The following is a 24106-nucleotide window of genomic DNA, read 5'->3' as shown; positions in this document are numbered from 1 at the left end:
TGCAATCCAAGTCGACTGTCCCGAGCTTGCTATCATGTTCCGTACTGAAAGCCGCACGGAACGGATGGGCCCGCTATGGATGCAGACAGCAAGAACATGCTCGCGATTCACCGCGTTTCCGAAGACGAGCGAGAGCTTGTTCGCCTGTTCCTGCAGGAGCTGGCGAACCATCAGCGCAAGGTCTCGGATGCGTACGCGGCACGCTACACCGAGCACACGGTCGACGATTGGACCGAGGCCTGTTGCGATGAGCTCGCATCAGGGCACAGATGGGCCGCCGTGGCCGAGCTCGACGATCGACCCGTCGGGTTCATCAAGCTCGGCCTCGATGACGGTATCGGCAGCATCGACGATCTTGTCGTGCTTCCCGAGGCGCGAGGGCGAGGCATCGGCTCGCAGCTCATGGACTGGGCTCGCCGCGAATTCTCGCAGCGCAATATTCGCGAAATCGAGCTCACGGTCTCCGAAGGCAACGATATGGCCCTTGCGTTCTATGAGCGTCATGGATTCCGCACCGCGACGCGCACGATGCGTTCTTCGATATCGCCCGGCACATAGACGGACCGTTCCAAGGGCGACGGGCGCCTTCCATCCAAATAATCGCTGTAATAGAGAGGAGGACATCGGCCGATTCGCCGACCCTATCCCCGCAGATTTGATAGCGTAAGAAAACGATATGAGAAAGCCATTGAGGGGAAAGCCTCCCCGCGGCATGCCGGGTCGCGGGCTGGGCGGGAACAATGGTGTTGTATCTGTCACCCTGCGGTGCCGCCGTACCGCACGCATGGGAGGAGGCTCCCCATGGCCCATGTTACCTCCATCGGCCTCGACGTACACGCCCGGTCGGTCGCCGCGCGCATTCGACCCGTTCAGCGGCAAGGTGATCAGCTTCAACCACATTGTTTCCGGCAGTTCGAACAAATACGACACGACCCTTGGCCACGACATAAACTTCGTGGAAAAGCGTGAGGCGCGTGCTCACTGTCATCGAGGTCGAGCACCAGCACCGCGTCGTAGTGCTCGACGAGGTGAAGGACATTTACAAGATTCGCACGGCGTTCCCCGCGACCAAGAGCTACTATGAGCAGTGCATTCGTAGCCAGGGGACCAACGCGGGAACGTGGGGCTAGAAATGAGTAATGCCCCGGATTTCGGGCTCCGAGGCAGGCCATGTCATAAACCGTGGGTAAATGACTAACCGTATAGTACTCTACCAAAGGATAGCTAATCAAATGGCTAGGACGGATTGGACCCAAACTCTGCCCGCGTTTGACCTGCAGCCCGAGCATCACATTTCGAAATCAGTCCCGCGCAAACTGCATTGCGCGTTCTGTCTAGAGACACTCGGGTTGGGTTAGGAGGAGAATATGGCTGAGTACAGTCTCAAGGGCGGCTATGCGTTTACGGACGAGGAGATCGAGCGGTTGAGCGAGGCGTGCGAGCGAGGGAACTACCCCGGAGAGCCGGGCGAGTGGATCGTTCGCCCGCAGGGCAGGCCGGCGCTCTCCGACGAGCCGCTGGTCAACGTCAACGTAAAGCTCCCCCAGTCGATGGTCGCCGCCATCGACACCAAGGACGAAACCCGCTCCGACTTCATACGCAAGGCGGTGGCGGCGGCGCTCTGAGCCCTCGACGCCCGGACGGAAGCAATCGACACCACGATTCTTTGACCGAGGATGATGTGTTCAGCCTCTTCATACGAGACGTCAAGCGCTTTAACATCCAACGGTCACCTAATCATCAGCAGGAGACCGAGGCAGTTCATCTTGAACAGCTACGACAGGACCGATGTCGGACGATCCGTGGAAGAAATCATCGACAGCATCAGGCCGGAGATTTTCTACAAGTCGGACGAGCTTGAAGTCATGCCCGGAACATTTGCCGACTTACATCGAAACGTCGAATATGACGGCAATAAATGGTATGTGAAGCTCTTCGTCAACGACGATGGAGACGCGTCGGTTCAGGTACTGAGCGCCAACTGGGAAGGCTGCCCGCATTAGGAGGAGAGATGCGTTGCACCGAATGCGGCTCTGAGATGAGGTTCACATCGGAGCCTATGAAAGAGATGTACAAGGGCGGGGAGTTCACCGTTGCCGGCATGGAACGATGGGTCTGCGATAAGTGCGGCAACGATGTCATGAAGGCCGACGAGGCGGACCGTCTTAGCCGTGAGCTGGCAGACGCCTATGCTGTCAGAAAGAGCTTGCTCACCCCAGGGAGATTCGCGAGCTTCGCGAATCACTCAGAATGAGCCAGAAGGATTTTGAGAATCAGATTTGAGTATCGTCTCCGACCGTACGCAGGTAGGAGACGGGGCCGTCCAGCAGATAAAGCCGGTAGACAATCCCATGAAGGCCGTCCGGAACGTGTTGCAGGTAAGGCTGAGCTGTACCGAGAAGGCGGAGGCGTGGTACAGATCCACTGCCTGCAAATGATTATTTAGAAGAGCTTGTCGTTGCCATGTTTGGAGAGTTTTATATGTCAATCTAACAGTCTAGAACTTGGGTGATAACAGCACGCAGCTGACCTGCGGATTATGTTAAGCAGAAACCCATATTGGAAACCCGCCGATGCAAAATGGTTGAGACGGAAGTTACGGCTACGCCATTCATCTGGGGTTTTGCGATTGGCTACTGCAAACAATCACCTAAGTTCTTGACTGTCAGATTCCAATTAATTTCGCACAACCACGCCGATACGGCGAATGCGCATCGCATTCACGGGCGTCGTGCAGACATGCGACCATCGTCGACACTCTTCGACAACGCAGAGGTGAACAAGCGCTAGGAGCGCCTGACATGGGCACAGCGGCCGTGCGGGGGAGCTTCAAACCGAACGCGCTCTTTCGCTGCGAAGCGAGCCTGATGCCCCAGGCGAACGTACATAAGTGCAACATGCAGATAAGGGAACCATCGCGCGCGAGGACAAGATGAGAGCGGCCATCGACGACATGCCAAACATGAACGCGTAGGAGAGCTCGAATCTCATGGAGCATGAGCACCGCGAGCGGGTACTCGACCAGATGCGCTAAAGCATTGCCGAGGGCGGCATCGGTGCGCTGCGGCATCCCCCGACCGTGAACAGCCTTTCATGCCGTTCATGGCCCGGAAAGATACGAGGGGATGTTTGTCGAGGCTGAAAACCTGAAGACCGCCGACGATTTCACTCTCAGCTACAAAGCAGACCCAAATGCCTGAACCGTTGTCTCTGAGGAGCGATCGCCGACCGGCTTCCCCATGGCCCCCTCAATGAGATCGAGCAGGCGCGACGCCCGGTCGAGGAAGAATCCGTCGAAGTCATCGGATCTCAGCATGTCATAGCTTGCCTGGTGCGACTCCACACGATTACGAAGGTCGGCCTCATCCATGTCTCCAACCTTGGACAAAATGCGGGGAAGGTAGACGCTCGGGGCGCTGCCCCCGATGGAGCGATTGGTAGCATAGAGGACGGGGGTCTTGTTGACCACGCAGTCGTAGCGCTCTCGCAGAATCCCCGCCTTCTCGCAGTAGGCCTCAGGGAAGATGTGGTGGATGTCGGGGGCTCCCGTGATGCTGTTCACGACATCCATGGTCGTATCGTTCATGAGATCGCGGCATTTCGCCTTGTAGAGAAGCGCCATAATCCCCTTGTAGGCTGCCGAGAGGCGGGTCCTGAGCGTCAGCAGACGCGTCGCAGAGAAAAACGCCGCGTTGACCGTCCTGCTCTGACTCGGCCTCCCCTCGACATCGTCAATGACATCCTCGATGTCGTTGGCGTAGCGGGTCTCGTTGGCGCCCCCGTACATCTCCCCGAGAATTCCGCACCAGTACCAGCGCGAGATAGCCTTGATTACATTCGGCTCCGCGCACCGCTTCCGCCCCAAGACGGCGCAGATTGCCGAGAGCGGAATGAGCTGGGTAGCGTATGGGAGGTCGCGCCTACGGTACACGCACTCGTAGGTGAGCAGCAGCTCCCTCGCAATCTCGAACCCATCGAGTACCGCATCGCGACTGGTGCGATAGTCCTCGTACTCAAGCGCGAGAACATCCTTCTTCTTGCAGCTGACGGACCCAGATCCGATTGTCCTTTTCCTCATGTAGGAGCTGTAGAGCGTTACCGCCGTGAGGAACGCAGTCTCGTCGATGCCTTCCAAAAGGTCGGTCTTGAACTGAGAGCCCTCTCCGACGATCTTCCTGCGGCACGCCCGCCAATCCTTGCGCAGGTCGAAATCGCGCGTGGCGAACATGGCGGTCACCAGCTCGAACACGGTGAGCGGCACCCCACCCGTGTTGACGTTCTCGAACACCTTGCATACCGCGACGCGCGGCGTGCTCCTGTCGAGCGTGATGACCGGGAGCTTGTAGCTGGATACGACGGAGAGCACCTCCTCATTGAAGGATGTGAACAGCGCCGTCGCCTCAGCCGAACCGGCATAGTGCGTCATGAACGCAACGGTCCAGTTCATCTTCTCCGTATCGTCAAACATGATATTCACCGGGAACATCATGCGCTCAATCTCAAGCTCTCGGGTAGACAGGTCAAGCACCACGTCGCGATCAAAGTTCTCCTTGAGCTTGCGGTCAGCGGGAACAGCGACTATTGCATCAACTCGATCCTCATTCTCATCGAGGCACTTCCCGATTTCAATATAGTAGTAGCGCTCAATCTCCTTTCCCTTGTCTGTGCTCGTGCGCACCGGCTTCTTCGAATAGAGGGCCTGGTAGATTGAGGTCATACGCTGCTGCCCGTCGAGGATGAGGAACTCCGGCTCCACATCGACATCACCGACACCCTCTATGGTGCGGTATCTGAAACGAATGTCCGGGTTGCCGTAGGCGAGGCGCATGATCGCCCCCATAGGATAGCCCTGCGTAAGGCTCGCGATGAGCCCCCTGATCCGGTTGTCGTCCCAGGTCCAGTCCCTCTGGAACTCAGGCAACTGCATCTTCCCGGATGCCACCTCCGCAAGGAGTTGACTCAGGTTTGTATCGTTCGAGGTTGGCAGAACAACCATGGGCTCTCACCCTTTCATGGCCCCGTTGTCCAGGTCGAACTCACTCGGCCTCCTGAGACAACGAGACACGAGGCCATCAAGAATTCATTACATTCTAGGATATCGCTGCTGAAGTAGTTAGACCTCTATGACGTCAGTTAAGCTCACTCAATTGGATTAGATATGTTGATTCTGTAATTATATGCGAAGTATTGAGGACGCATAATCTCAAGTCCATACATCACGTGACATTACAAATCATCCGACCGACCCGAATGAAATTGGACAAAAGTTTGGACAGATACAAAAAAAGCTCGGGAGCCTTTCGGCTCCCGAGCTGCAATTTCATGGTGGGCGTTACAAGATTTGAACTTGTGACCTCTTCCGTGTCAGTCGATAATCGTGGCCTGTTTGTATCGCACCGAAGCGTTCGCTTTTTCTCATTTTGGCTGGTAGATTCGCTAATCCTAGTCTTCGCTTCGTTCGCACCGTTAAGCTGAGTCCACCTTATTGGTGGACTGTTTGGTGGACTATTTGGTGGACTGCAAACGAGGATGAAGGAGAAGCGGTGTTCTACTCGCCGGGCTCCGTACGAGCCATCAATGCAAAAACGAAGAAGTGGCAGGTGCGCTTCACGTATTACATTGAAGAAGGAGGCCGCCGGCGCAAACGCCAGCTCGCGCGCAACTTCACCGCCAGCTCACAGCGTGAAGCAAAGCGCATCTCCTCACAAATCCACATGGAGCTTGAGCGAGATGCGCAGGCGGCCGCCGAGTTTGGCCTCAATATCCGGGAGGATGTCATGCTCTCGGACTATGCGCACGACTACATCGACCGGAGAGAAGCGAGCAAAGCAATCGAAAAGACCACGGCGGCAAACTACCGCTCCTCGATGAAGCTCGTGCTGCGCCATCTCCCAGACCTCCCCATCAACCTCATCAAAGCCGACATGGTGCGCAAGATGGATGAAAACCTCCTCGCGGACGGCCTTGCTCCAGACACGGTTTCCAAAGCTCACCGGTTTCTCAAGCAGCTGCTCGACGAAGCGGAATCCACCGGACTCATCGACCGCAATCCCATAACACGTGCGATAAAGCCGCCGAAGCGCCAGCATAGAGAGCCCACTTCGCTCACGCCAAACGAGAGAAGAAGGCTCCTATCCCTTCTCGACTCCATGCAGGATACGAGCCTAACGCTCGCGATGCGACTCGGGCTTTCAGCGGGGCTGCGCAACGAGGAGGCCTTGGGAGCGCGGTGGGAGGATATCGACTTTGAGAATGGCGCCATTCATATCCGCCAAGCGCTAACGGTAGCTCATGGAGAGATCGTCCTCAAAGGACCGAAAACAACAGCAGGCTTCCGCGATATTCCCCTGGAATCCGGTCTCAGAGAAAGGCTCTTCAGCCGTTACACCAATGTCTGCTTTGAGGTCGGCAAGCTGGCGGCGGCGAAGTGCTTTGTGCTTGGCGACGAGAAGGGCGCCTTCTATCATCCGACAGCATTAATCAAGGAGTTCCGGTCCTTCGCAAAGCTCTACGACATTCGGGATGTCAGAGGGAATCTGGCGACGTACTACTGCCTTCGTCACACCTTTGCCACCACGCTGCTCCAAAACGGCGTCGATGCCAAGACGGCCGCTTCGCTCATGGGACACTCCAGCGTTGCGGAAACGCTGAACACCTATGCAAGCACCGATCCCTCAGCCAAGGCAGCGGCGGGACAGGTGGTCGAGCGGATCATGGCAGAGCGATAGCTAGCCCATTATGTTCCTAGCGCTTTCCTCGGTGGCATCAGCCCGAATCTTAGCAAGCGCTTTCATCAGCCTTCTGCTCTCCGCGTTTCGCGGGCCGTAGACCTCCTTCTCGTGGCGCTTGCTGCAGAATGCCGTCTTCGTGGGCCGATGTCGGCACTGGTATTCCTTCCTGGCCTTTGTCTCGGACGTTATAGGTGACATCAGCTGTTGCTCGTACTTAAACGGCCTGCCGCAGACCTCGCAGACCACCCAGGGGTTGCCATCGTTCAGATAGGCGTAAAGCTGGGCAGCCATGGCCTGGAGCAGATTCCCGTAGCGCGCGTTGCCCCCGACGTCGGGCATTCTGAGCTTGGCGAGCCCGCCTCGCCGAAAGCCCCCGTGAGCGACCAGCGGCTCCGGTACCGAGGAAAGGCAAAGATCGGCGAAGAGCATCGTGTTCTCCTCTATGATCCTGAAGCGCTCGTGCATCATCGACTCGCGGACCCCGTCGAGCACGCCCTTGCTCGCATAGGCCTCCTTTCGGGGGTGAAGGAAGTCGGTGTCCATGAACAGGGAAAGAGCCTCCTCGAAAGGCCTCCTGCCGCATCTCGCCTCGTTGATGTCATCATGCCGCACGGCTAGCCGAAAAGTATGCACAATATTGCCCCCCGCCCTCTCATAAAAGCCATTGGCGAGCACCGCAACGCGCATGATCGCAAGCGCATGCCGCACTTCGTCAGCATAGATGAGAGCGCAGCGGTCTCCCCCACCCTCCGCGAAATGGTAGGCATTGAGAACCTCGCCACCCCTTGCCGTGGTGTCGCGATTAAAGGCCTCCATCCAGTTGCCGCCACCGAGTCGCGCGCCGTATGCCGCATCCCGCGGCGCCCCGTTCAATCCCGCGTACCAGACATCTCGACCGTAACGCTCGCAGTCAATGCGATGACGGCTCGGCAGCTCGGCGCCGGAGGCATCATATGCCTTCACGAGAAGGGTTTCCTCTGTTTTTGGGTCGACAATTCGCGCCGACATGCGCGCGATGCTGCCCGCATAGGGGGCGGCGATCATCCCCCATGTCCCACAGAACTGCGCAAGCTCCGCATCATCGAAGAGGTCGAGCTCCATGAAAGTACCCGTGATAAACCCGGATGGAACTGCATGCACGAGCCGGGGGCCGCATTCCTCGTTCGGTTTTAAAAACGCACGCAGCACTGGACCCTTTGCATGAGCAACGCTGTCCGCGGGGAGCAGCTCGACTCGAGCCAGAACCCACGGCAGCACCTCAATAGCCTCTTGACCTGCATAGACGTTCGTGTAGTCGCCCATTGTCGAGCCCTTCTCTCGGATGATTCGGAACCGACCCCGACTTCAAGACACGTGCTCGGGTACAGCAAACTGGTTCCATTTTAGTCTTTTTATTTTGGAAACACAGAGCTAATCGGAGGATATGGCCATGCCGCGCGGATAAAAGCAGACACGAAAAGGAGGACACGATGGCATGGAAGCACCCCGCCGATGAACGCATCTCCCAAATTGCGTTCACACACCAAAGCACTTGGTACCGCGAGCTCCAAAAGAAGCCCGCGCTGCTAAGCACCAGCGACATTCGAGAGATTTTTGGAGTGGGCAAGACTAAGGCGTGTTCGATCATGCACGAGCTCGGTGCCATCCAAGTGGGCAATCGTCTCAAGCTCGACCGCAGCGTGCTCACAGCGTACATTGCGCGTCACCACAGTCTTCCGTAATCGGAGGGTGGAAAACATGGATAATCTTGGGCTCTTCGGGGGTTTGTGTGGGTAGCTCGGCGGACGGACGCCGCAATCTAGCGGCGGCGACGCCCCTCGCGTATCGTTGACTTTCGACCAAGAGAACCCAACGAGCGGGAGGTGCGCCGCCGCATGCGAAACAGTGTACTCAAGGAGGCCCTGCGGCTGGGCTCCGCCGTCGTCGAGGGCGTCAGAATCGAGGGGGATTCCATAATCGTGTCGGCGCGGCCCCGCAGGCGGGCACCGAGGTGCCCCGTGTGCGGCCGGCGCTGCGAGGGCTACAACACGCTCCCGGCGAGGAGGTGGCGCGCGCCCGACGTCGGCGCGGCGAGATGCTTCGTGGAGTGGGCGCCCGCCCGCGTCGAGTGCCCCGAGCACGGCGTCAGGGCCGTGGTGCCGCCCTGGGCGCGCTCGACCCCGAGCAGGTTCACCGCGGCGTTCGAGGACCAGGTCGCGTGGCTCGCCTGGGCGTGCCGCAGCCGCATCCCCCTGTTCGTCGAGCTCTCGCGGAAGGTCAGGCGCAAGCGGGAGGGCATCCTGCGCGCCATCGAGCTTGGCGTGTCCAACGCCCGCGTCGAGGCGGTGGACAACAAGATCAAGGTGGCGATCCGGCAGGGCTACGGGTTCAGGAACATAGACAACCTGATAGCGCTCGTGATGCGCAGGTGCTCGGACCTGAGGCCGGCTCTCCCCGGGCGGGCGGCGGCGTGACCCCTACCCACACGAACTCACGAAGCCTCATTTTCTGCCTGCATTTATTCGTGCAATGCAGGCAGAAAAGACAGTGCCATACCGGGCGCTATCTTAGTCAAACTGTTTCAAAAGGCAGAAATTCATTTATGCAGGAAAGCCCCTGTGCATCTCTCCAATAAGCTCCTGGCAGCTCTTGATTGCCTGCATCAGCTTGTTGCAGGCGGCGGACTTGCTTCTGCGGAGGTCTCGTATATCGTCGAGTTGCTTGTTAATGATGTCGATTCGTGGCTGGAAGACTTCCGACTCGTTCAAAAGCTTGCGCAGGCCGGATGCGCATTGCTCTTCAAGGGCATCGGCTGCCTTGTTGAATGACGCCCGCACAGAGTCGCGATTAGAACGCATCTCTCGCTGGCGTTTTTCCCTGTCATAGTCATCCTTCACCTGCAATCCAATTGACAAGGCGACGCCAAGCACACCAAGCGCCTTACCGGCTACGTTTATGCCCTTGGCCCATTTGACGGCCTCCCATGGTTTGAAGCTGTGCCCGAAGAAGTGCCCGATATCGAGCACGAGCTGTTGCGCCTTGCTGCCCGAGAAAGCCTTCAGTCCGGCTGCCGCGGCGTCTGTGCCGATGGTGCTGCTGACCACCTTTCCGCTTCCCTGCGCAATAAGGTCGGGCTGGAGGATTTTGCTCACTATGGGGTTCCCAGCCTGCTGCTTGGCCTCAAGGCGGATTCGCAGGTCTTGGGAAAAGTCAGAGGCATAGAACTCGTCCAGGCTGTCCTGGCATTTGTCGTAGCGGTTCCGAATCGCCTTGCTGATTCTCGCGCCGCATTCCTCAGACAGGCTTTCGACGTGGTTGTAGGATTTCTTAGCTAGGTCTTCGGCGTCTGATTCTGACATGCAATCCGCGATGGCGTCTGCGAGTTTCCGCCCCTCCTCTCTGATGTCCAGGGCGGTTGTCGTGTATATCTGCCTCACGGTAGCTTCAATGTCGTGCATTGCGTTCGCTATTATCGAACGTTCGCGGCACAGCTGCTCCTCCAGAATGTCGACGTCTTCATCGCCGCAGCTGACCTTCTGGTCCTGAAGAGCCGCGTCCAGAGAGTCACGAAGCTGGTAGAGGGGGGTTGTCAGCTTTGCGACCATACCACGTTGCTCAACGAAAGCGTTGACCGTGGCGACAAGCTCGGCAAAGTTGCTCTGCTCGAGGAGCCGCCTCGACCTCTCGGGCTTCTCGTCGGCGATTTCATCGCTTTTTAGATAAGCCAAGGCGTCTACAAACACAATCCGTAGCTGTTCGGGAGTATATGGGTCGGTGACTTTTGCGATGTCCTCGGAGATGATTGCCCTCTGCTCGGGGCTGTTGCCGCTGTCCGCGTCCTTCATCTTGTTGACGACGAGGATCATCTCGCCGGCTTTGTCGCGGTCTATGAGCAGCTCCCTGAAGTCCTGCGCGATGAGCTCGTCGAAGCCCTGGTAGGTGACGACGTAGACAAGGAGGTCTGCATCCGCGATCGCCTTGAATGAGATCTCGTCGTGCTCGGGACGCCTGCCGGTCCCGATACCGGGGGTGTCAACCACCTGGACGCCATGCCAGTCGTAAGCTCGCGCCTCCTCGGTAGTGATCTCGTGGCCGGTCGCTATGTCGAATCCGGTGAGCGCCTTTAGTATCGTCGATTTGCCTGCGCTGTACTGACCGGCGAAGACTAAGCTGATGGGCTTGTCACTGCCGAAGGCGCCTTCGGGCAGCGTCGACTCGTCGTAGCCAATCTCCTGATAAAGTGCATGCGCATCCGAGATAAGTTGAGAGCTTCTCTCGCTGTATTCCGGTATCTCAAGCTTGAATTGCTTGCTCATAATCCCACCTGCCTATCTGGTGATAAGAAGCTCGGTTACCTGAATGCCGAGCCGTATTCCCGTTCGAGTCTCGTTGCCGAGCTCGTCTATTGCCTTGATATGCGCAATCAGCGGCTCGCCCTTGACCTCTTCAATCCGGATGTTCCTACGGTCGCACGTGCGGCCGATCGTCCTGGACAGCATCACGCGCACATCGCCGCACTCGAAGACATACCTGACGCCTTCATCGAGAAGTCCGGCAAGGTCTCGCTTCAACTTGTAGGGAAGCCTCGTACCGTCGGCAAGGATGAGCAGTGCTGTCTCGCCGGGGATTCGGGCCACTCTCATGATGCAGCCGTCCGCAATGTCGTAACCAAGGTATGCGAGCGCTTCGTTGACAACCGCGGAGTTGAGCGTCCCTTGCTGCTCGTTGATTCTCCTTGCCAACCTGCGTTGTGTCGCGCTCAGCTCAAATAGGGAGCTGACTACATCGCTGATCTTTCTGCTTGTAGGACGCAATTGCTGCTCGACGATTTTGTCCGAGACAATGCCGTTCAGCTGCTTTCTCAGCTGCGATATGCTCCTGTCTATTCCCGTATTCAGCTGCTTTTGCATGTCGAGCCTTGCCCTCCTCTTCCTTTCCTCGAAGTCATCGAAGAAGAGGCTGCCGACTGCTCCGATCACGCCGGCGATTACTCCGCCGGCAACGAGCTGAGGTGCGGCGAAGAGACCGGCTATCGTGAGACCTCCCGATACGATTACGGTCGTCCAGTTCCAAACCTTCTTGGCATCGACGACGCCGCGCGCCTTTACGTTGCCGAGGTTTAGCCTATAGCGCGAGAAGCGGATGTCGAACTCGATTTCGCGCCCGATGTCCCTGAGCTCGTCCTCGCATTCGTGCTCGAGCTCGATGAGAAGGTTATTTGCGCGGGTTTGGATGTCGCGCCTCTTGACGACCTTTGCCCATTCGCTCGACGCATGCTTGTTGTCGTAGTTGTCCTCGGCAAAGGAGCTGGCCTCGCGTTTTAGGTCGTTCGCGATGCCAGTGAGAAGGGTTTCGATCTTAGTTGTCGCACGTTTCTCGAAGTCTTCGACCCAGCTATCGTGTTTCCGCTTCTTCTGTATGAGTAGCCGTCCCTGGTCGCTGTTCTCAGCGCTTTGGGCGAACAGCTCCTCCAACGCCTCAACAAGAGGAACAGAAACGACATCTGTATAGGTCTTGAAGCGGTAGAATCCGCCCTTGTTCTGTACCTCGCGCTCGATTAGGGAGATGGCATCTCCAAAGCGAGATAGCTTGTAGAGCCCGTCTGACCATTGGGCGTATTCCGGTTGCTGCGCCATGTGCGCCGATTTGAGGTGCACAAAGGCGAACGGGATGTGGCTCCAGTCCTGCCCGTATTCGGGCCCGTAGTCGATAAGGCTCCTTCGAATCGCTTGTAAGCCCTCGGCATCATCGAACTTGTCTTGTACGTCGTCGCATAGGTCCATGTAGTCGTCTTCGCTTAAGCGACCTCTTGCATAGACGCCGACCTTTACATTTACAAGGCAGATTATTGGCTTGCCGAGGCTCTTGATGCGGCTGAGGAACTCGGCCTCGCTTCGCTGCGGCGCATCATCGGTTACGAGGAAAAGGATGAGGTCACCTTGTTTTGCGGTCTCGAACGCGAGCACTTCGTCCTCGATGCCCCCAAACGCTGCAATGCCAGGCACGTCAGTAACCTCAAGGCCGTGATACTCGTAGGTGCGTACGTCGCGAGTGGTTCTCTGCGACCCATTGCCGATCTGGCTTCCGTCACCATGGGTTAGCACAGTCATAAGAGTTGACTTACCAGCGGTCGTTCTGCCGAATAGCGTTATCGCAAATGTGCCTCCGGCCAACGCATTGACCTCACTTTCCATGCGCTGGGGCAGCAGCTCGTAGCCGATGCGAATCGAGTCAAGTTGCGTCGCTAAGGATTGCGTGACGTCCTTGTCGCGGTAATCTCCACGTTGCAGCTGCTCGATGTTGCTCTGCAACTCTGCGACGGCCTCACCAACAGTCTCATCAAGGAGCTTGACGGAGCTGCTTGCGAGATTTAGTCCAGCTTCGGTGAATTCGTCCGGATAATTCAGCATGCCGGAGCCGCTTCGCACTCTGACGCCACTTTCCGAAGGCATGGCGGGCTCACCGTTCGTTAAGATCGCTGGCTCAATTGCTCGAACAAATCCGTTCCAAGCATCTTAAGTGAAGTCCGAGCAATATCAAGCATGATCAGAATCGTATTCAAAGACATAAGTGCGTGATTGTGGAGAGACTTATTATGTATCGCCATTCGAACTCCTGCCAAGTCTAGCCAATATCACGAGCTGGAGCATACCATTTTAATACAGCCCGCCAGTTGTGAAGCGCATTTCCGGTGAAACGCTTTTGCCGCCGACGGTGCGCACGGGCCACGCAAGCGCGCAGCCCCACAACGGCAGCGCCATGGGACCGGCAGGTCGGCGGCAGACATAATTCGACGGTGTGACGCTTGCGGTTGCGGTCACGGTCGCGACAACGGTAAACACGCATGCCATTCGGCTGCTACAGCGTCACTGGCCTTCTTTCTGCGAAGCGTCTACTGCAAGAACACCTGGCTTGAAGAATTGAAAGATCGGATAGTCCTCGATCTGCTTCCTCTCAGCCTCTGTGCAACGTTCAAGACAACGTGCAGCCATTTCTGCGTTTCCGAGCAGTGCATAGGCTGCCGCTCTGACGTAGGTCTGTGCGCTGTCGAGCGCAATATCTTGCAGGTCTTTTCTCTCCTCCGGCTCGAAGTCACGGTGCCGTTTGATCGTCTGCAGCAGGTTCAGCCTGTATGTTTCGGATGTGGCATCAAAGGAATGCAGCTTCTTCGCGAGCACAACTGCGCATGCGAGCAGTGCTTCCGGTTGCTGACTACCTTTGTCATAGGCCGTGAGCATTTCCAGAAGCTTCTGGTTGAGCGGCGTCTGGTTCGTTGCGGTCACAGGGAATCTCTCGAACGACTCGGCGGCTTTAGCCGGGTCCAAGTTCACTACCTTACGGTAGCCCTCCTCACCCAGCGCAGCTAACGGTGGAACCGGGTCTGACGGGGACGTAAGCTCGCCTGTGTCCTCGTCCGGTTGGCCGAATACGAAGCACAGCCGGTCGGAGAACAATTCCTCGAACGTATACGAACCTTCCTCGTCTTCTTGAGCGAACGCGAACACCTGTGCACCCTGAATATCGAAATGTACCATAGGCGACTTTAGCTTGCGGTTCTTAAGCGGCTTCTTTTCAACAAGGAGGCGGCGCATAAATCCGATGTCGTCTAGCTCCTTATCGGACATTTGCGACGGGTCCCAATCAGCCTGGATGCTAAGCGCCTCCAGGGTTTCGATTACCTTGCCGCATCCCTCTATCGTGTCGTCCAGCATTTGTATGGCGTCGTTCGGGGAATCATCGAGCTTCGCCGTAAACCAGCGGTGGCCGTTGATGTCGAGCGTTCCTGTTTTCATGAGTTCGCGCATGAAGCGTGCTGTGTTGTAACGGCTCTGGAAACTCCCACCCACGGTATAGTCGATTCGTGCCTTGCCGGCATCCAGCAGTATGCGAACTCCATCAAACTCTATGAAGTTGCCCTCATCCGACAGACCCGAGAAAACGGTCGTCTCATGCTCGAATTCACCTGTTCTGACCTGCGCTGGGACGCCCATCACAAAAGCCGACACATCGCCCATCTTGCCGAACACTGTGAGCTGGCCGTCGGCATCCTTGCCGTAGATGTATGGACCTTCTCGCAGGCTGTTCAGTGTCGTTATCGGCTCGCCTGGGAACAGTTGCATCGAGAACGTGAACGAGTTTATGTCTGGAGGCAGCTCGAAGTTCTTGTCTAGGAAGCCATAGCCTGACACCTTGGCTCCGAGCTGGCGCTCCTTCTCGGCGTGGAATGCTTGCAGGAGTCGCGTGATTTCCCGCGGATCTTCCGGGAACGGGCTGAAGCGCACAGAGACCTTCTTCTGATCCGGCCTCGTATCAGCGAGAATCTGGTTGATGTCGTATGGAAGCAACTGCGCGTAGAAGACGCTCTTTGCGGTTGGGGAATTGGGGGTTGCGCCTAAGGACACGCAGAAGAAGAGAACGCCATGGAAAACGTCGAGATAGCGCCTGAGGTCTTCGACGCGGATGGGGTACTTGGCAAAGCCACGTCTGTTGGTGTCGAGCTTGCCGGTCTTCCCCTTGACCTGCACGTCGATTTTGCCGATGAAGTTCGCGATAGTGAAATCTGCCGAGCGGTATAGCTCAAGCGAGCCGTCTACGAGGATGTTCTTGTCATCGTCATCCAGCTTGTCGTCTACCGTCTCGCATGGCTGGATTAGGTTCTTTACCGCGAGGACGGCTGCCTTTTCAATCTTCTTTGAATCCATCCGTCCCGCACGTACCAATTGAAATCCTTCCTTACGACATTTCATCAATCAAGAGACTCTTTCCTGCACGCATATACTCAATCAGGTTCCACACACGATACGGGCGACCAGTTCGTCCAGCCTCTGCTCGTTATCAGCTGTCGGCACAACACCACTGCTAAAACGCTTCCCCATCTCACTAAGCTCAGCCATTCGCTCGTCGTTGGCATCGAATTTGGGAATCTTGAAGTAGTCGACGACGCTCGTTCCAAGGCTCAGCGCTGATGCGTACGCCCCGATTGCTCCTGAAACAGACGACGAGTTGAGAAATGCGGTGAGATAGGCGGCCTCAGGTTCGGTCTGCACCGGAATGAAATAGACCTTATGGTCAGGGACGACCGTCTTCTCTGTGCCGTCAGGCATTCTCTCAGAGCCAACATAGGCGGCAACGAAGTTGGAACCCGACATCTCCTTCCAAACCACCTTGTATGGAGCGAACGTGTACTCGCCAACTGTCCAAATGGACCAGAACGGCTTGCCCCGCTGGAAGCGACGGTAGCTCGACCTTGTCTCAAGCGTGTCCTTGAAGCGGGCGAGGAACTGGAAGAGCTGGGGCGATGTTGCGGGTAGTTGCTCGTCTCCGAACATGCCGGTCTGCGGCACGACGACGCAGCTTCCGGGAGAGGGCGACGCGCTAAACCTCGACACCTCACGACCGCGAAGCAGAGGATAGATATAGGTGTCCTCGACGTCGGTAGTTACGCGAGGCAAGTTACGCCTTCCATTACTCGGATCGTTCGATATCCTAACCATGCCCGGCGCACTCGACGCTTGCGCGTTTACGAAGTAGATGCCGTTTGCATCCGTCGTGACACCTTTACGCGCGGAATAGTCCCTCTCTGACGAAGAGGCGTCCATGATCTGCGACCAGACGGGCAGTTGCTCACTTGAACCCACGAGCCATGGGCCGTCCACAGTGCCGGGAACAGGCATGGCCTGTTTCTGCACAGGACTGGAAAGAAGCTCGTCTCCCGATGGCTTCCCCTTCGGCTTGAGATACTCGTGATATGTGACGGGATATGCCGTCTTTTCGCCATTGCGCCTGATGACGAGGAGCGACGGCCAGTTCGCGACGCCTTCGAACGGGCGGATTGCCTTGTAGTCCTCGACGAGCTCGACGCTCATGCTCTCTGTGGTTCCGTCGCCATGGTGAAGCGTCCAGCGCCTGAAGCCCTGGCTTGACTCGTTCTTGAAGACCGTTCCCGTTATGAGGAATGCGAGCGTCCCGCCCGGACGCACGAACCTCTCCAGGGCATGATACGTAACGACGGTGGAGATGTCGGACTGGATGCCGCCAACCCAGCTGTCCTCGCTGAATATGTCCATTCGCTCGCAGAGCGGCTTGATGAACTCGGCATACGGGCGTGGTAGGTTGCTCCACTTGACCCAGGGCGGGTTGCCGACGACATAGTCGACGTCATGCACACAACCTGCCTTAATCCGGTCGAAGAGAATGAAGCACCAGATGCCGTTCCAGTGGTTCCTGTGGAGCTCGACGAGATTGTCTATCGTTCCTTTGAGGACGCTCTTCATGTCCTCGTCCAGGAACCTTACGGTCGTCGACATCGCCTCAAGCGCCGCGCTGATGTCGTCGGCCTCGACGTTCGCATCAACGCAGACGCGCAGGTGGTCCATGACGTCGTAGAAGTCTGGGGATACCGCCATCTCGTAGGGAATGGCGAACGTCTTCTCGCCCTTTTCCGTCAAGATGCTGTGCGTGAAAACGCCATCTGCAGGATCTGCCGTGTTTATGGCGTCTGCCAGGAATACAGGCAGGAGGGTCTTCTCGGACTCAGAGAAGTGGCCCGCCAAGAACACAACGAGCGATGCGCGTGCCGTCAGCACGGCGAGCGGGTTGAGGTCAAAGCCGTACAAGCCCTCGAGTATCTCTTTGGCGGTGTTTCTCGGGTGGGCCTCCTCAAGCCGCCTCTTCACGGCCTCAAGAAGAAACGTACCACTACCGCATGTGGGGTCGAGAAGGGAGTCGTACCTGTCCCGCCCCGCCATGTCAATCACATGCGCAGCCAGCCAGTCCGGAGTGTAGTACTCGCCCAAGGCGTGGCGCATGGGTGCGGGCGTGAACTCCATGTAGAGCCCCTTGAACAGGTCTATCACGGACTCGGGACTCTTTCTGGTCACGTCAAAGTCCATCGAGCTTAAGTTATCGAGCAGGACCTGCAGCTCGTTTGTCAACGTGCCAGCAATGTCTGGCCCCAAGTACCACGAGAAGAAGTCCGTGGTGAGCATGTTCTGGATGCCCTTTAGCTTGAAGTACCTGTCGCTCTCAACATCCTTGAGAAAGTCGATTGATGAGGTGTTTGGCTGGATGGAGCTTCCGCCTTCGTCCATCAGGGCATGAACGGCACACACCTTTGCGACGATTGCGATGTAGGTGTTGAGCGCGAAGACGTATGCCTGGGGATGCTCTTGGTAGTTGGCCCCGTGCATGACAGAGGCTCCCGAGAGATACGTCTGCAAACGCTCCGAGCTTATCCCGTCTACCTGGCCGAAGAGGCGGGCCCACTCCGTGAATATCAACTTCGTTCGCGTAGTCCTAGAATCGTTTATCGCATTGACGACCGCTTGATACAGCGAGGGAATGACGTCCTTGCCAACCTCCGTATCCGGACCGATGAACTGCTTGAGCGTCATTGGACTGACGAGCGGCTTGCCACCCCGCTCAATGAGCATGATCAGCCTGTGAAGACACCTCGCATCGAATGGCCTGGGATCATCCCAGAAGAAATCGCCGTCGCGTACGTCGCCAAACGATATCGTCTCTCCATCCCATACAACAAGGGAATAGGCGCCATTGCGCCTGCCCTCTTCCTCTGCCAGAAGACCGCAGTAGTCTTCTGCCTGCTGGCGCGCATGTCGGAGCTGGGCGCCTTCCATGCAATTGAACGATCTGGGAGGTTCGTACTCTATGATGGTCGACCCGTGAACCGCGTCCAAGCGGTAGCTTCCAGATCGGAACGAGTGCTCGTAGGTATACGGGTTCCAAAAGATGCCACAGGCAGAGCAGAGCGTCTTTAGGATGTCTTCGGTCTCGATTTTGAGCTGCTCCTCGTTCTGGGATGCCTGAGCCGCCTGGAGTATCTTCGAGGCATACGGTACGAGTTCGGCAATCGGCGGTATCGAGGCTGTTTCTGCAGTATTGGACATCTATTCCCCGTCCTCCTCATTATCCAAGATGACAACGTCAAATGGCATGCCTTTGCGCCTCACCACGGCACGTAGGAATATGTTTACCGCTGCCGATAGAGACAGCCCAAGCTCGTCGAAGATCTCGCTGGCCTGCTCTTTTACTTCTGGGTCAATCCTGATCGTGGTGGTCGGAACCTTAGCCATGGCTCGCCTTTCGATCGACGTTTGAGTTACATTGTACATCACGCCATGAAAAACAACAGAATGAGATGTATTGGTTGGACCGTAATGGGCTACAGCGCTATCAATGGCTCGGCCGTTAAAATGCGAGCTGCTTGTACACTCGGCTATCGAAACTCGGAGAATAGAACCCGCCAAGTCGATCCCTGGCCTCGTAGTACTCGGGATGGCCTTCGGGAGTTCCGTAGATTGCCATGCAGAGGTCATGCATGTATGCCTTGCATTCAGCGTCGGTGAATTCGGGCTGGTCATCAGCGTGCATGTTGCGGCGTAACCGCATGATTGTGTCCTTGACGTTCTCGTTGAAGGCCTCGTAATGCTTTCCGTACTCATATATCGCGTCGAGGTCCGCACCAGAGGTGATGGCCCTGAACAGGTCGATGTCGTCCCTCTCTATGAAAACGAGGAGTGGCAGCACCGTGCAGCACGCAATCATCTGTGGCAGCTCCTCATGAATCTGAATCTGCCCCATTCCCGTTGACACACGGAGTTCCGTTTCGGCATGATGCCGTAAACGGGGAAAGGGGGCATAGGATGGGACATCCGTCGCCCGAATATTCGGCCGAGTTCAAGCAGCAGGCGGTGAGGCTGTACAGGGAGCGAGGCGGCACCTACGCCGAGATCGCGCGGGAGCTCGGAGCCGACGCCGGCGGCATATCGGACTGGGTCAAGAGGGCCGACGCCGCCCAGGCGCCGCCCGAGGACGACCCCTTCAAGGCGGCCGAGGAGAACCGGCGCCTGCGCAGGGAGGTCGAGCGGCCCAGGCGCGAGAACGAGGTGCTTTTAAAAGCGAGCGCCTTCTTCGCCGGCAGGCGGCTGTAGGCGCCCGGGCGGAGAGGGCGAGGTTCGCTTTCATATCGCTCAGCGAAGGAGCCCGGAGCGTGTCCGAGACGTGCCGCGCGCTCCATGTCACCCGCCAGGGCTGCTGCGCGTGGAGGAACAGGCGGCCGAGCGGGCACGACGAGAGGGACGCCGAGCTCGCCGGGAGGATCTCGGAGATATGCGCCGCCGGCCGCGGCATCTACGGGGCGCCGAAGGTCCTCGCCGAGCTCAGGAGGGCCGGCGAGCCCGCGTCGCGCAGGCGCCTCGTAGCGGCCGGTAAGCCAGCCGCGCTGGAGGAGCTCCATATATAGGCTGTCTCTTATACACATCTAGATGTGTATAAGAGACAGGGGCGGGCTCGAGGCAGACGCCCTGAGGCTAGACGCGGCAACGCGCGCGGCGGGAGACGCCCTCGACGAGCTTGCCTCAGCAGCAGCCGCCCTCGACAGCTCGATCGAGGCCACACTGATTGGCTATTAAAGGGCTCCGTCCGTCGCGGTGAAGCGCAGAAGAGCTCCGCCGCGAGACCCAGCGGGACGCCGCGCCACCTTCACGAGCAGGCAGGGCACCGCGCTACAGGCCCAGAATCAGCCGTTTCGCGGCGGAGAACTCCTCGTCGGTGAGCGCGCCGGCGGCCTTCAGGCTCGCAAGGCGCTCCAGCTGGTCGATGATGTCGGACCCGCCGGCAGCGGCGGGCTGCGCGAAGTGCGCCGGCCCCGCCTGGGCCGCGGGAGCGGCCGACCTCGCCTCGTCGTTGATGGCCGTGGCGAGCAGAATCGCCTCGTTCGCCTGATTGAGGTCGACCTCCACCGCCCAAGCGAAGTCGGGGCCCTCGACGACGAGAAAGCGCTCGCCGCCGGCCTGCTTCTTGAGCGCGAAGGCGAAGATGCCGGCGAGCGCCATGCGGGTGACCGTGACCCGGCTGCGGAGCTCCTCGCCCGTGACGACCGATGCGCGCACCCCGGCAACGTCCTTGACGATGCTGCCCGTCCCCTCGGACGGATGGAAGGCGATTCTCCTGTCCTTCAGGACGAGCTCGCCGTTGCGCCCCATGATGGAGGCGCGCCCCTGGAGATAAACGCCCACCGACACGACATCGCCCTTGACTGAGTCGACCTTCGCCACCGCGTCCTTCTCGGCGACAAGGAACCGGTTGAAGCGCGGCGGCACACGCCCGATCACCCGCCCGTCCGCATACGCGGCGAGCATCCCGCCGGCTCGTCTGAAGGACACCCGCTGCTCGGCTTCGAACTCCTGGGCAGAATCTGAGGCGATCTCTATCGTCGTTGCAAGCTTCAGTGGCATATCCCATCTCCTTCGTTGCGAGCGCCGACTGATGGCGTCAGCTCCCGGGGATCAAATCTTCTGCTTCAGGCCTCTCGTCTGGACCATAATAATCATAGGCAAGAACGATGTTCCCGATTTCAGCGCGACCCTCGACCAACGAAGAATAACGGGTTTAGCGGGTAGGACAAGCCTTTGGGTACCGCTCGCAACGCATGGGTACAAAATGGGCACCAAAGCAGAACTGCCATAACGGACTTGCTCGAAGCGGCTCACGGCCGCAACCCCCGCTTATAGGCTCTCAGCCGGAACCATCCTTGCAAGCTCGCCTCAGAATGCGCAACGTAACACCAGGTAGAAGCACGCAGATGCTGGCTCGGCTTACAACTCCCGGCGCCAACTCACGAGAATAGGGGCTCCCCGTGAAACCACAGGGAGCCCCAGAGAAGTAAGACAGTTTTAGCCTGTATTATTCCCACTCAATGGTCGCCAATGGCCAAATATGTTCGAGTTTGATTTGTGAAGATGATCCACAATTCGTTACCGTTCGCCGATTATCGGAAAACCGCAGTCATATTGGTGGACTGCCGGTGGACTGACAGCAAAAAAGCCAGAGGACATAGCCTCTGGCCTGCGAATTCGTGGTGGGCGTTACAAGATTTGAACTTGTGACCTCTTCCGTGTCAGGGAAGCGCTCTCCCCCTGAGCTAAACGCCCGTTCAGGTGGTGCGCTCTTCAGCGCGAGGAATAATATACCGAAGCCCATCGGGTCTGTAAAGCACTTTTTCAAAAAAATTTTGCCAGCGCGAGATCGACCGCAAAACACCAGCTCAGAAGCATGGGCTCGCCCTGGCCCGAATCGCTTCGCGCACACTTCTCGCGCCCCCCTACTTATCCGAGATCGGCAGATCCTCTCCGATCTCCATGTTCTCGAACGTGCGCTCCATGAACTCGTCGTCGAAATGGGTGTCAACATACACCTCGAACGGATTGCGCGGCGGCACGTCGCGATGCCGCTGGCCGGCTCGCCAGAAGCACGCGAGCGTCATGACGATGTCCAGCACCATGAAGACCGACAGCGCCCCGACGACGATCCGCTGCTGGCGCGTCGTCGGCTCGCCGATGCGGAAAATCAGCTCGGGCATGATCGCCTTGCACCACACCAGGCCGATCACGCCCCACATGGCCAGAAACCGCCATGCGATCCACTGGGTGATATGGTCCGGCAGCCCCAGATACGTCCACGACTGCAGGTCCGCGAAATGCTCCATGCTCCAACCGGCGCACTGCTCGAGCGTGCCGCCAAGAGCCGCCGAGATCAGAAAGATCTGCCACCAGGGCCGCTCGCGTACCTGCCAGAGGCACAGCGTGAGCAGCACGGCCCCCAAGCCGTACAGGGGCGAAAAGGGGCCCCATACGAGCCCCACGCGACTCTCCACGATACCGAACACGGCAAACGTGTAGATGGTCTCCAGCACGAGCCCTAAAACCGAGGCGATCAGGAAGATGATGATGTATTGGTACAGCGACGGGGTGCACGTCTCGAGATACTGGTTGCGCAGATACCGACGCGAGTTGCGCACGAACCGGCGCTGTTCCTTGGCGAGCACCGCCCGACGCCGCCGGTGTCCAAACCGCTCGGATTCGCGCCACGACGCGCCCGCATAGACGCTCTCGTCGATCGTGCCGTCCGAGAGCATGCGCTTGAACAGGCGACCGGATCCGTGAGAATCCTGGTATTTCTGGACAAACCACCCGATTGCCCGCGCAATCAGGAAAACGAGGACGACAAAGACGAGGATCCGAAACACGACGCTCTTTCCTTCAGATGCCAACACTCAATGTAGTGCATAGTAGTGCGTAAACGGCCGGTTGAAAACTTTTTCAGATTTCCCCTTGCGAAGTCTTTAGAATTCGCGTATATTACTTTCTCGCAAGCGGACATGGCTCAGTTGGTAGAGCACAACCTTGCCAAGGTTGGGGTCGCGGGTTCGAGCCCCGTTGTCCGCTCCATCGCATGATTCGGGCCGGTTTTTCAAATCGGCCCTTCTCATATAGACGGCGAAGTGGCCAAGTGGTAAGGCAGAGGCCTGCAAAGCCTTTACCCCCGGTTCGAATCCGGGCTTCGCCTCCAGACCGTCACAGGGGCCCCGCGCGGGCCCCTTTTTCGTAAGCCCGTAAGCTCGGGCCCATCTCGCTGTCCTATATGCAGAACATCTGGGCCGCCTCGGCGCCCCTCTCGCCAAGGACGCCCTTCGTTCATACGAACCATCTTGCCGGCGTCCGCAGGCGCTCGGGCGGGCTTCCTATGCAGCGGGCTTCAGGAGCTTGATCAGGCGCACGAGCGTGCCTCGCGCGTCCTCGCGACGTCTCACCTCGACGCTGTCGACAAGCATGCGCATGAGCTTGATGCCCCGCCCGCGTTCCTCGCTCTCATCGGGCTCCTCGTCCGCCGCGATCTCGAAGCCCTGGCCGCTGTCGCGCACCTCGACGACCACGCGGTCGGGATAGGCCGCGACGAGCATCATGCACCCCTCGCCCCCGTTCGCATGGTCATAGGCGTTGGACAGCGCCTCGCCCGCCGCCAGCGCCACATCAAAACGGTCGCTGTCGTCCATGTGCAGGGCCGAGATCATGTCTGATACGCGATGGCGGTAGTACCCGAGGTTCTCGACGCCCCGCTGGATGGAGATGCTTTTGCTCCACAGGGGCATGACACCGGGCTTCAGCAGCGGGACCGGAGGCCGGGCGGCAGCGGTCACGTGCAGCGCGTCGATCAGGCGCGCGATCTGCATGGAGCGCGTCACCCCAGGAGACGTGTTGACGAGCGAGAGCAGGCCGCCCATCTGCGCGAGCCTGCGTGAGCGGGACAGCAGGCACGCAAGCCCCGAGGAATCGATGAACGTCACGCCCTTGCAGTTGACGAGGATGCGCCGAACGCCGGAAGCGACCAGCGCGTCGATCTGATCGCGCAGGGACGCGACCGTGCTGATATCGATATCGCCGGTCGGGGTGATCACCGCTATGTCGTTCCACTCGTTCATACGGTCATGGTTCCCCGCACGGGCGCGCTCTATTCACCGCCGCAGGCGAAAGGCGCGATGGCGTCCGCGCATCGCGGTCGCCCTGGGCGCAGACCCCCGCTCATTCATGAATCAATAG

21 protein-coding genes and 3 tRNA genes are annotated in these 24106 nt (G+C 58.2%); 12 read left to right on the top strand and 12 right to left on the bottom strand.

Annotated elements, in window-relative coordinates; genetic code table 11:
* The first annotated feature begins 75 nt into the window (after window positions 1–75).
* The 5 genes from BN3789_RS11570 to BN3789_RS11555 all read left to right on the top strand — a co-directional run bounded on the left by BN3789_RS11570 (window position 76) and on the right by BN3789_RS11555 (window position 2254).
* Complete coding sequence (locus BN3789_RS11570) at window positions 76–558, top strand: GNAT family N-acetyltransferase (RefSeq protein ID WP_066834534.1); 483 nt, start codon at window positions 76–78, stop codon at window positions 556–558.
* Window positions 559–974: 416 nt separating this feature from the next.
* A complete protein-coding gene (locus BN3789_RS12840; protein ID WP_154018727.1) occupies window positions 975–1130 on the top strand; it encodes a hypothetical protein in 156 nt (51 codons plus the stop codon).
* A 237-nt stretch (window positions 1131–1367) separates the two neighbouring features.
* The gene (locus BN3789_RS11565) at window positions 1368–1625 is read left to right on the top strand and encodes a ribbon-helix-helix domain-containing protein (RefSeq protein WP_066834533.1); all 258 of its coding nucleotides are present in this window, start codon (window positions 1368–1370) and stop codon (window positions 1623–1625) included.
* Between the two features lie 141 nt (window positions 1626–1766).
* Window positions 1767–2003, top strand: coding sequence for a type II toxin-antitoxin system MqsR family toxin (locus BN3789_RS12835; RefSeq protein WP_161939013.1), 237 nt, complete (start codon window positions 1767–1769; stop codon window positions 2001–2003).
* An 8-nt stretch (window positions 2004–2011) separates the two neighbouring features.
* The gene (locus BN3789_RS11555) at window positions 2012–2254 is read left to right on the top strand and encodes a YgiT-type zinc finger protein (protein ID WP_066834528.1); all 243 of its coding nucleotides are present in this window, start codon (window positions 2012–2014) and stop codon (window positions 2252–2254) included.
* Window positions 2255–3175: 921 nt separating this feature from the next.
* Here the strand turns inward: BN3789_RS11555 and BN3789_RS11550 are convergent.
* Window positions 3176–4996, bottom strand: a complete 1821-nt coding sequence (locus BN3789_RS11550; RefSeq protein WP_079989309.1) for a DUF262 domain-containing protein — start codon at window positions 4994–4996, stop codon at window positions 3176–3178.
* Window positions 4997–5543: 547 nt separating this feature from the next.
* On the opposite strand from BN3789_RS11550, the gene BN3789_RS11545 reads away from it, so the two are divergent.
* Window positions 5544–6728: a tyrosine-type recombinase/integrase gene (locus tag BN3789_RS11545; protein ID WP_066834526.1), complete on the top strand. Its 1185-nt coding sequence runs from the start codon at window positions 5544–5546 to the stop codon at window positions 6726–6728.
* Here BN3789_RS11545 and BN3789_RS11540 read toward each other — a convergent pair whose 3' ends face one another.
* The gene (locus BN3789_RS11540) at window positions 6729–8033 is read right to left on the bottom strand and encodes a hypothetical protein (protein ID WP_066834525.1); all 1305 of its coding nucleotides are present in this window, start codon (window positions 8031–8033) and stop codon (window positions 6729–6731) included.
* A 167-nt stretch (window positions 8034–8200) separates the two neighbouring features.
* On the opposite strand from BN3789_RS11540, the gene BN3789_RS11535 reads away from it, so the two are divergent.
* A complete protein-coding gene (locus tag BN3789_RS11535) occupies window positions 8201–8452 on the top strand; it encodes a hypothetical protein (RefSeq protein ID WP_066834524.1) in 252 nt (83 codons plus the stop codon).
* A gap of 153 nt (window positions 8453–8605) precedes the next feature.
* The gene (locus BN3789_RS13080; RefSeq protein ID WP_202615135.1) at window positions 8606–9184 is read left to right on the top strand and encodes a transposase; all 579 of its coding nucleotides are present in this window, start codon (window positions 8606–8608) and stop codon (window positions 9182–9184) included.
* A gap of 126 nt (window positions 9185–9310) precedes the next feature.
* Here BN3789_RS13080 and BN3789_RS11525 read toward each other — a convergent pair whose 3' ends face one another.
* The 6 genes from BN3789_RS11525 to BN3789_RS11500 all read right to left on the bottom strand — a co-directional run bounded on the left by BN3789_RS11525 (window position 9311) and on the right by BN3789_RS11500 (window position 19322).
* The gene (locus BN3789_RS11525; protein ID WP_066834522.1) at window positions 9311–11026 is read right to left on the bottom strand and encodes a GTPase domain-containing protein; all 1716 of its coding nucleotides are present in this window, start codon (window positions 11024–11026) and stop codon (window positions 9311–9313) included.
* A 12-nt stretch (window positions 11027–11038) separates the two neighbouring features.
* On the bottom strand, window positions 11039–13120 hold the full coding sequence (locus BN3789_RS11520) for a GTPase (RefSeq protein ID WP_066834516.1): 2082 nt from the start codon (window positions 13118–13120) through the stop codon (window positions 11039–11041).
* 456 nt (window positions 13121–13576) lie between these two features.
* Entirely contained in the window at window positions 13577–15412 is a 1836-nt protein-coding gene (locus BN3789_RS11515; protein WP_066834514.1) for a DUF4365 domain-containing protein, read from the bottom strand.
* Window positions 15413–15493: 81 nt separating this feature from the next.
* The gene (locus tag BN3789_RS11510) at window positions 15494–18616 is read right to left on the bottom strand and encodes an N-6 DNA methylase (protein WP_066834512.1); all 3123 of its coding nucleotides are present in this window, start codon (window positions 18614–18616) and stop codon (window positions 15494–15496) included.
* Window positions 18617–18802 carry a type II toxin-antitoxin system RelB/DinJ family antitoxin gene (locus BN3789_RS11505; protein ID WP_066834509.1) on the bottom strand — a complete coding sequence of 62 codons (186 nt, stop codon included), beginning with the start codon at window positions 18800–18802 and terminating at the stop codon, window positions 18617–18619.
* Window positions 18803–18917: 115 nt separating this feature from the next.
* A complete protein-coding gene (locus BN3789_RS11500; RefSeq protein WP_147569726.1) occupies window positions 18918–19322 on the bottom strand; it encodes a hypothetical protein in 405 nt (134 codons plus the stop codon).
* A gap of 50 nt (window positions 19323–19372) precedes the next feature.
* Here BN3789_RS11500 and BN3789_RS11495 point away from each other — a divergent pair, with 50 nt between their 5' ends.
* Together BN3789_RS11495 and BN3789_RS11490 are read left to right on the top strand one after the other, a co-directional pair.
* Window positions 19373–19660 carry a transposase gene (locus tag BN3789_RS11495; protein WP_066834506.1) on the top strand — a complete coding sequence of 96 codons (288 nt, stop codon included), beginning with the start codon at window positions 19373–19375 and terminating at the stop codon, window positions 19658–19660.
* Window positions 19661–19719: 59 nt separating this feature from the next.
* Window positions 19720–19971, top strand: a complete 252-nt coding sequence (locus tag BN3789_RS11490) for an IS3 family transposase (RefSeq protein ID WP_066834504.1) — start codon at window positions 19720–19722, stop codon at window positions 19969–19971.
* 262 nt (window positions 19972–20233) lie between these two features.
* On the opposite strand, the gene BN3789_RS11485 is transcribed toward BN3789_RS11490, so the two are convergent.
* From BN3789_RS11485 to BN3789_RS11475, 3 genes are all read right to left on the bottom strand, one after another.
* Complete coding sequence (locus tag BN3789_RS11485; protein WP_066834502.1) at window positions 20234–20965, bottom strand: SHOCT domain-containing protein; 732 nt, start codon at window positions 20963–20965, stop codon at window positions 20234–20236.
* A gap of 621 nt (window positions 20966–21586) precedes the next feature.
* A tRNA-Val gene (locus BN3789_RS11480) sits at window positions 21587–21661 on the bottom strand.
* 170 nt (window positions 21662–21831) lie between these two features.
* Entirely contained in the window at window positions 21832–22755 is a 924-nt protein-coding gene (locus BN3789_RS11475; protein WP_066834500.1) for a putative ABC transporter permease, read from the bottom strand.
* Window positions 22756–22881: 126 nt separating this feature from the next.
* Here BN3789_RS11475 and BN3789_RS11470 point away from each other — a divergent pair.
* Together BN3789_RS11470 and BN3789_RS11465 are read left to right on the top strand one after the other, a co-directional pair.
* Window positions 22882–22957: transfer RNA gene (locus BN3789_RS11470), tRNA-Gly, on the top strand.
* 47 nt (window positions 22958–23004) lie between these two features.
* Window positions 23005–23078: transfer RNA gene (locus BN3789_RS11465), tRNA-Cys, on the top strand.
* 172 nt (window positions 23079–23250) lie between these two features.
* Here the strand turns inward: BN3789_RS11465 and BN3789_RS11460 are convergent.
* Window positions 23251–23988, bottom strand: a complete 738-nt coding sequence (locus tag BN3789_RS11460) for an anti-sigma factor antagonist (RefSeq protein WP_066834497.1) — start codon at window positions 23986–23988, stop codon at window positions 23251–23253.
* Window positions 23989–24106 lie beyond the last annotated feature (118 nt).

Origin of the sequence: Collinsella ihumii (assembly GCF_900046475.1) — a bacterium.
Taxonomy (GTDB): Bacteria; Actinomycetota; Coriobacteriia; order Coriobacteriales; family Coriobacteriaceae; genus Collinsella; species Collinsella ihumii.
This window is presented reverse-complemented; position numbering and strand designations above follow the sequence as displayed.

Bases quoted from the DNA above. Each gene is read 5' to 3' on its own strand.
- BN3789_RS11525 (WP_066834522.1), bottom strand. From the start codon at position 11,026: ATGAGCAAGCAATTCAAGCTTGAGATACCGGAATACAGCGAGAGAAGC.
- BN3789_RS11555 (WP_066834528.1), top strand. From the start codon at position 2,012: ATGCGTTGCACCGAATGCGGCTCTGAGATGAGGTTCACATCGGAGCCT.
- BN3789_RS11535 (WP_066834524.1), top strand. From the start codon at position 8,201: ATGGCATGGAAGCACCCCGCCGATGAACGCATCTCCCAAATTGCGTTC.
- BN3789_RS11515 (WP_066834514.1), bottom strand. From the start codon at position 15,412: ATGGATTCAAAGAAGATTGAAAAGGCAGCCGTCCTCGCGGTAAAGAAC.
- BN3789_RS11520 (WP_066834516.1), bottom strand. From the start codon at position 13,120: ATGCTGAATTATCCGGACGAATTCACCGAAGCTGGACTAAATCTCGCA.
- BN3789_RS11540 (WP_066834525.1), bottom strand. From the start codon at position 8,033: ATGGGCGACTACACGAACGTCTATGCAGGTCAAGAGGCTATTGAGGTG.
- BN3789_RS11460 (WP_066834497.1), bottom strand. From the start codon at position 23,988: ATGAACGAGTGGAACGACATAGCGGTGATCACCCCGACCGGCGATATC.
- BN3789_RS11510 (WP_066834512.1), bottom strand. From the start codon at position 18,616: ATGTCCAATACTGCAGAAACAGCCTCGATACCGCCGATTGCCGAACTC.
- BN3789_RS11505 (WP_066834509.1), bottom strand. From the start codon at position 18,802: ATGGCTAAGGTTCCGACCACCACGATCAGGATTGACCCAGAAGTAAAA.
- BN3789_RS11550 (WP_079989309.1), bottom strand. From the start codon at position 4,996: ATGGTTGTTCTGCCAACCTCGAACGATACAAACCTGAGTCAACTCCTT.
- BN3789_RS11495 (WP_066834506.1), top strand. From the start codon at position 19,373: ATGGGACATCCGTCGCCCGAATATTCGGCCGAGTTCAAGCAGCAGGCG.
- BN3789_RS11565 (WP_066834533.1), top strand. From the start codon at position 1,368: ATGGCTGAGTACAGTCTCAAGGGCGGCTATGCGTTTACGGACGAGGAG.
- BN3789_RS13080 (WP_202615135.1), top strand. From the start codon at position 8,606: ATGCGAAACAGTGTACTCAAGGAGGCCCTGCGGCTGGGCTCCGCCGTC.
- BN3789_RS11485 (WP_066834502.1), bottom strand. From the start codon at position 20,965: ATGCCACTGAAGCTTGCAACGACGATAGAGATCGCCTCAGATTCTGCC.
- BN3789_RS11570 (WP_066834534.1), top strand. From the start codon at position 76: ATGGATGCAGACAGCAAGAACATGCTCGCGATTCACCGCGTTTCCGAA.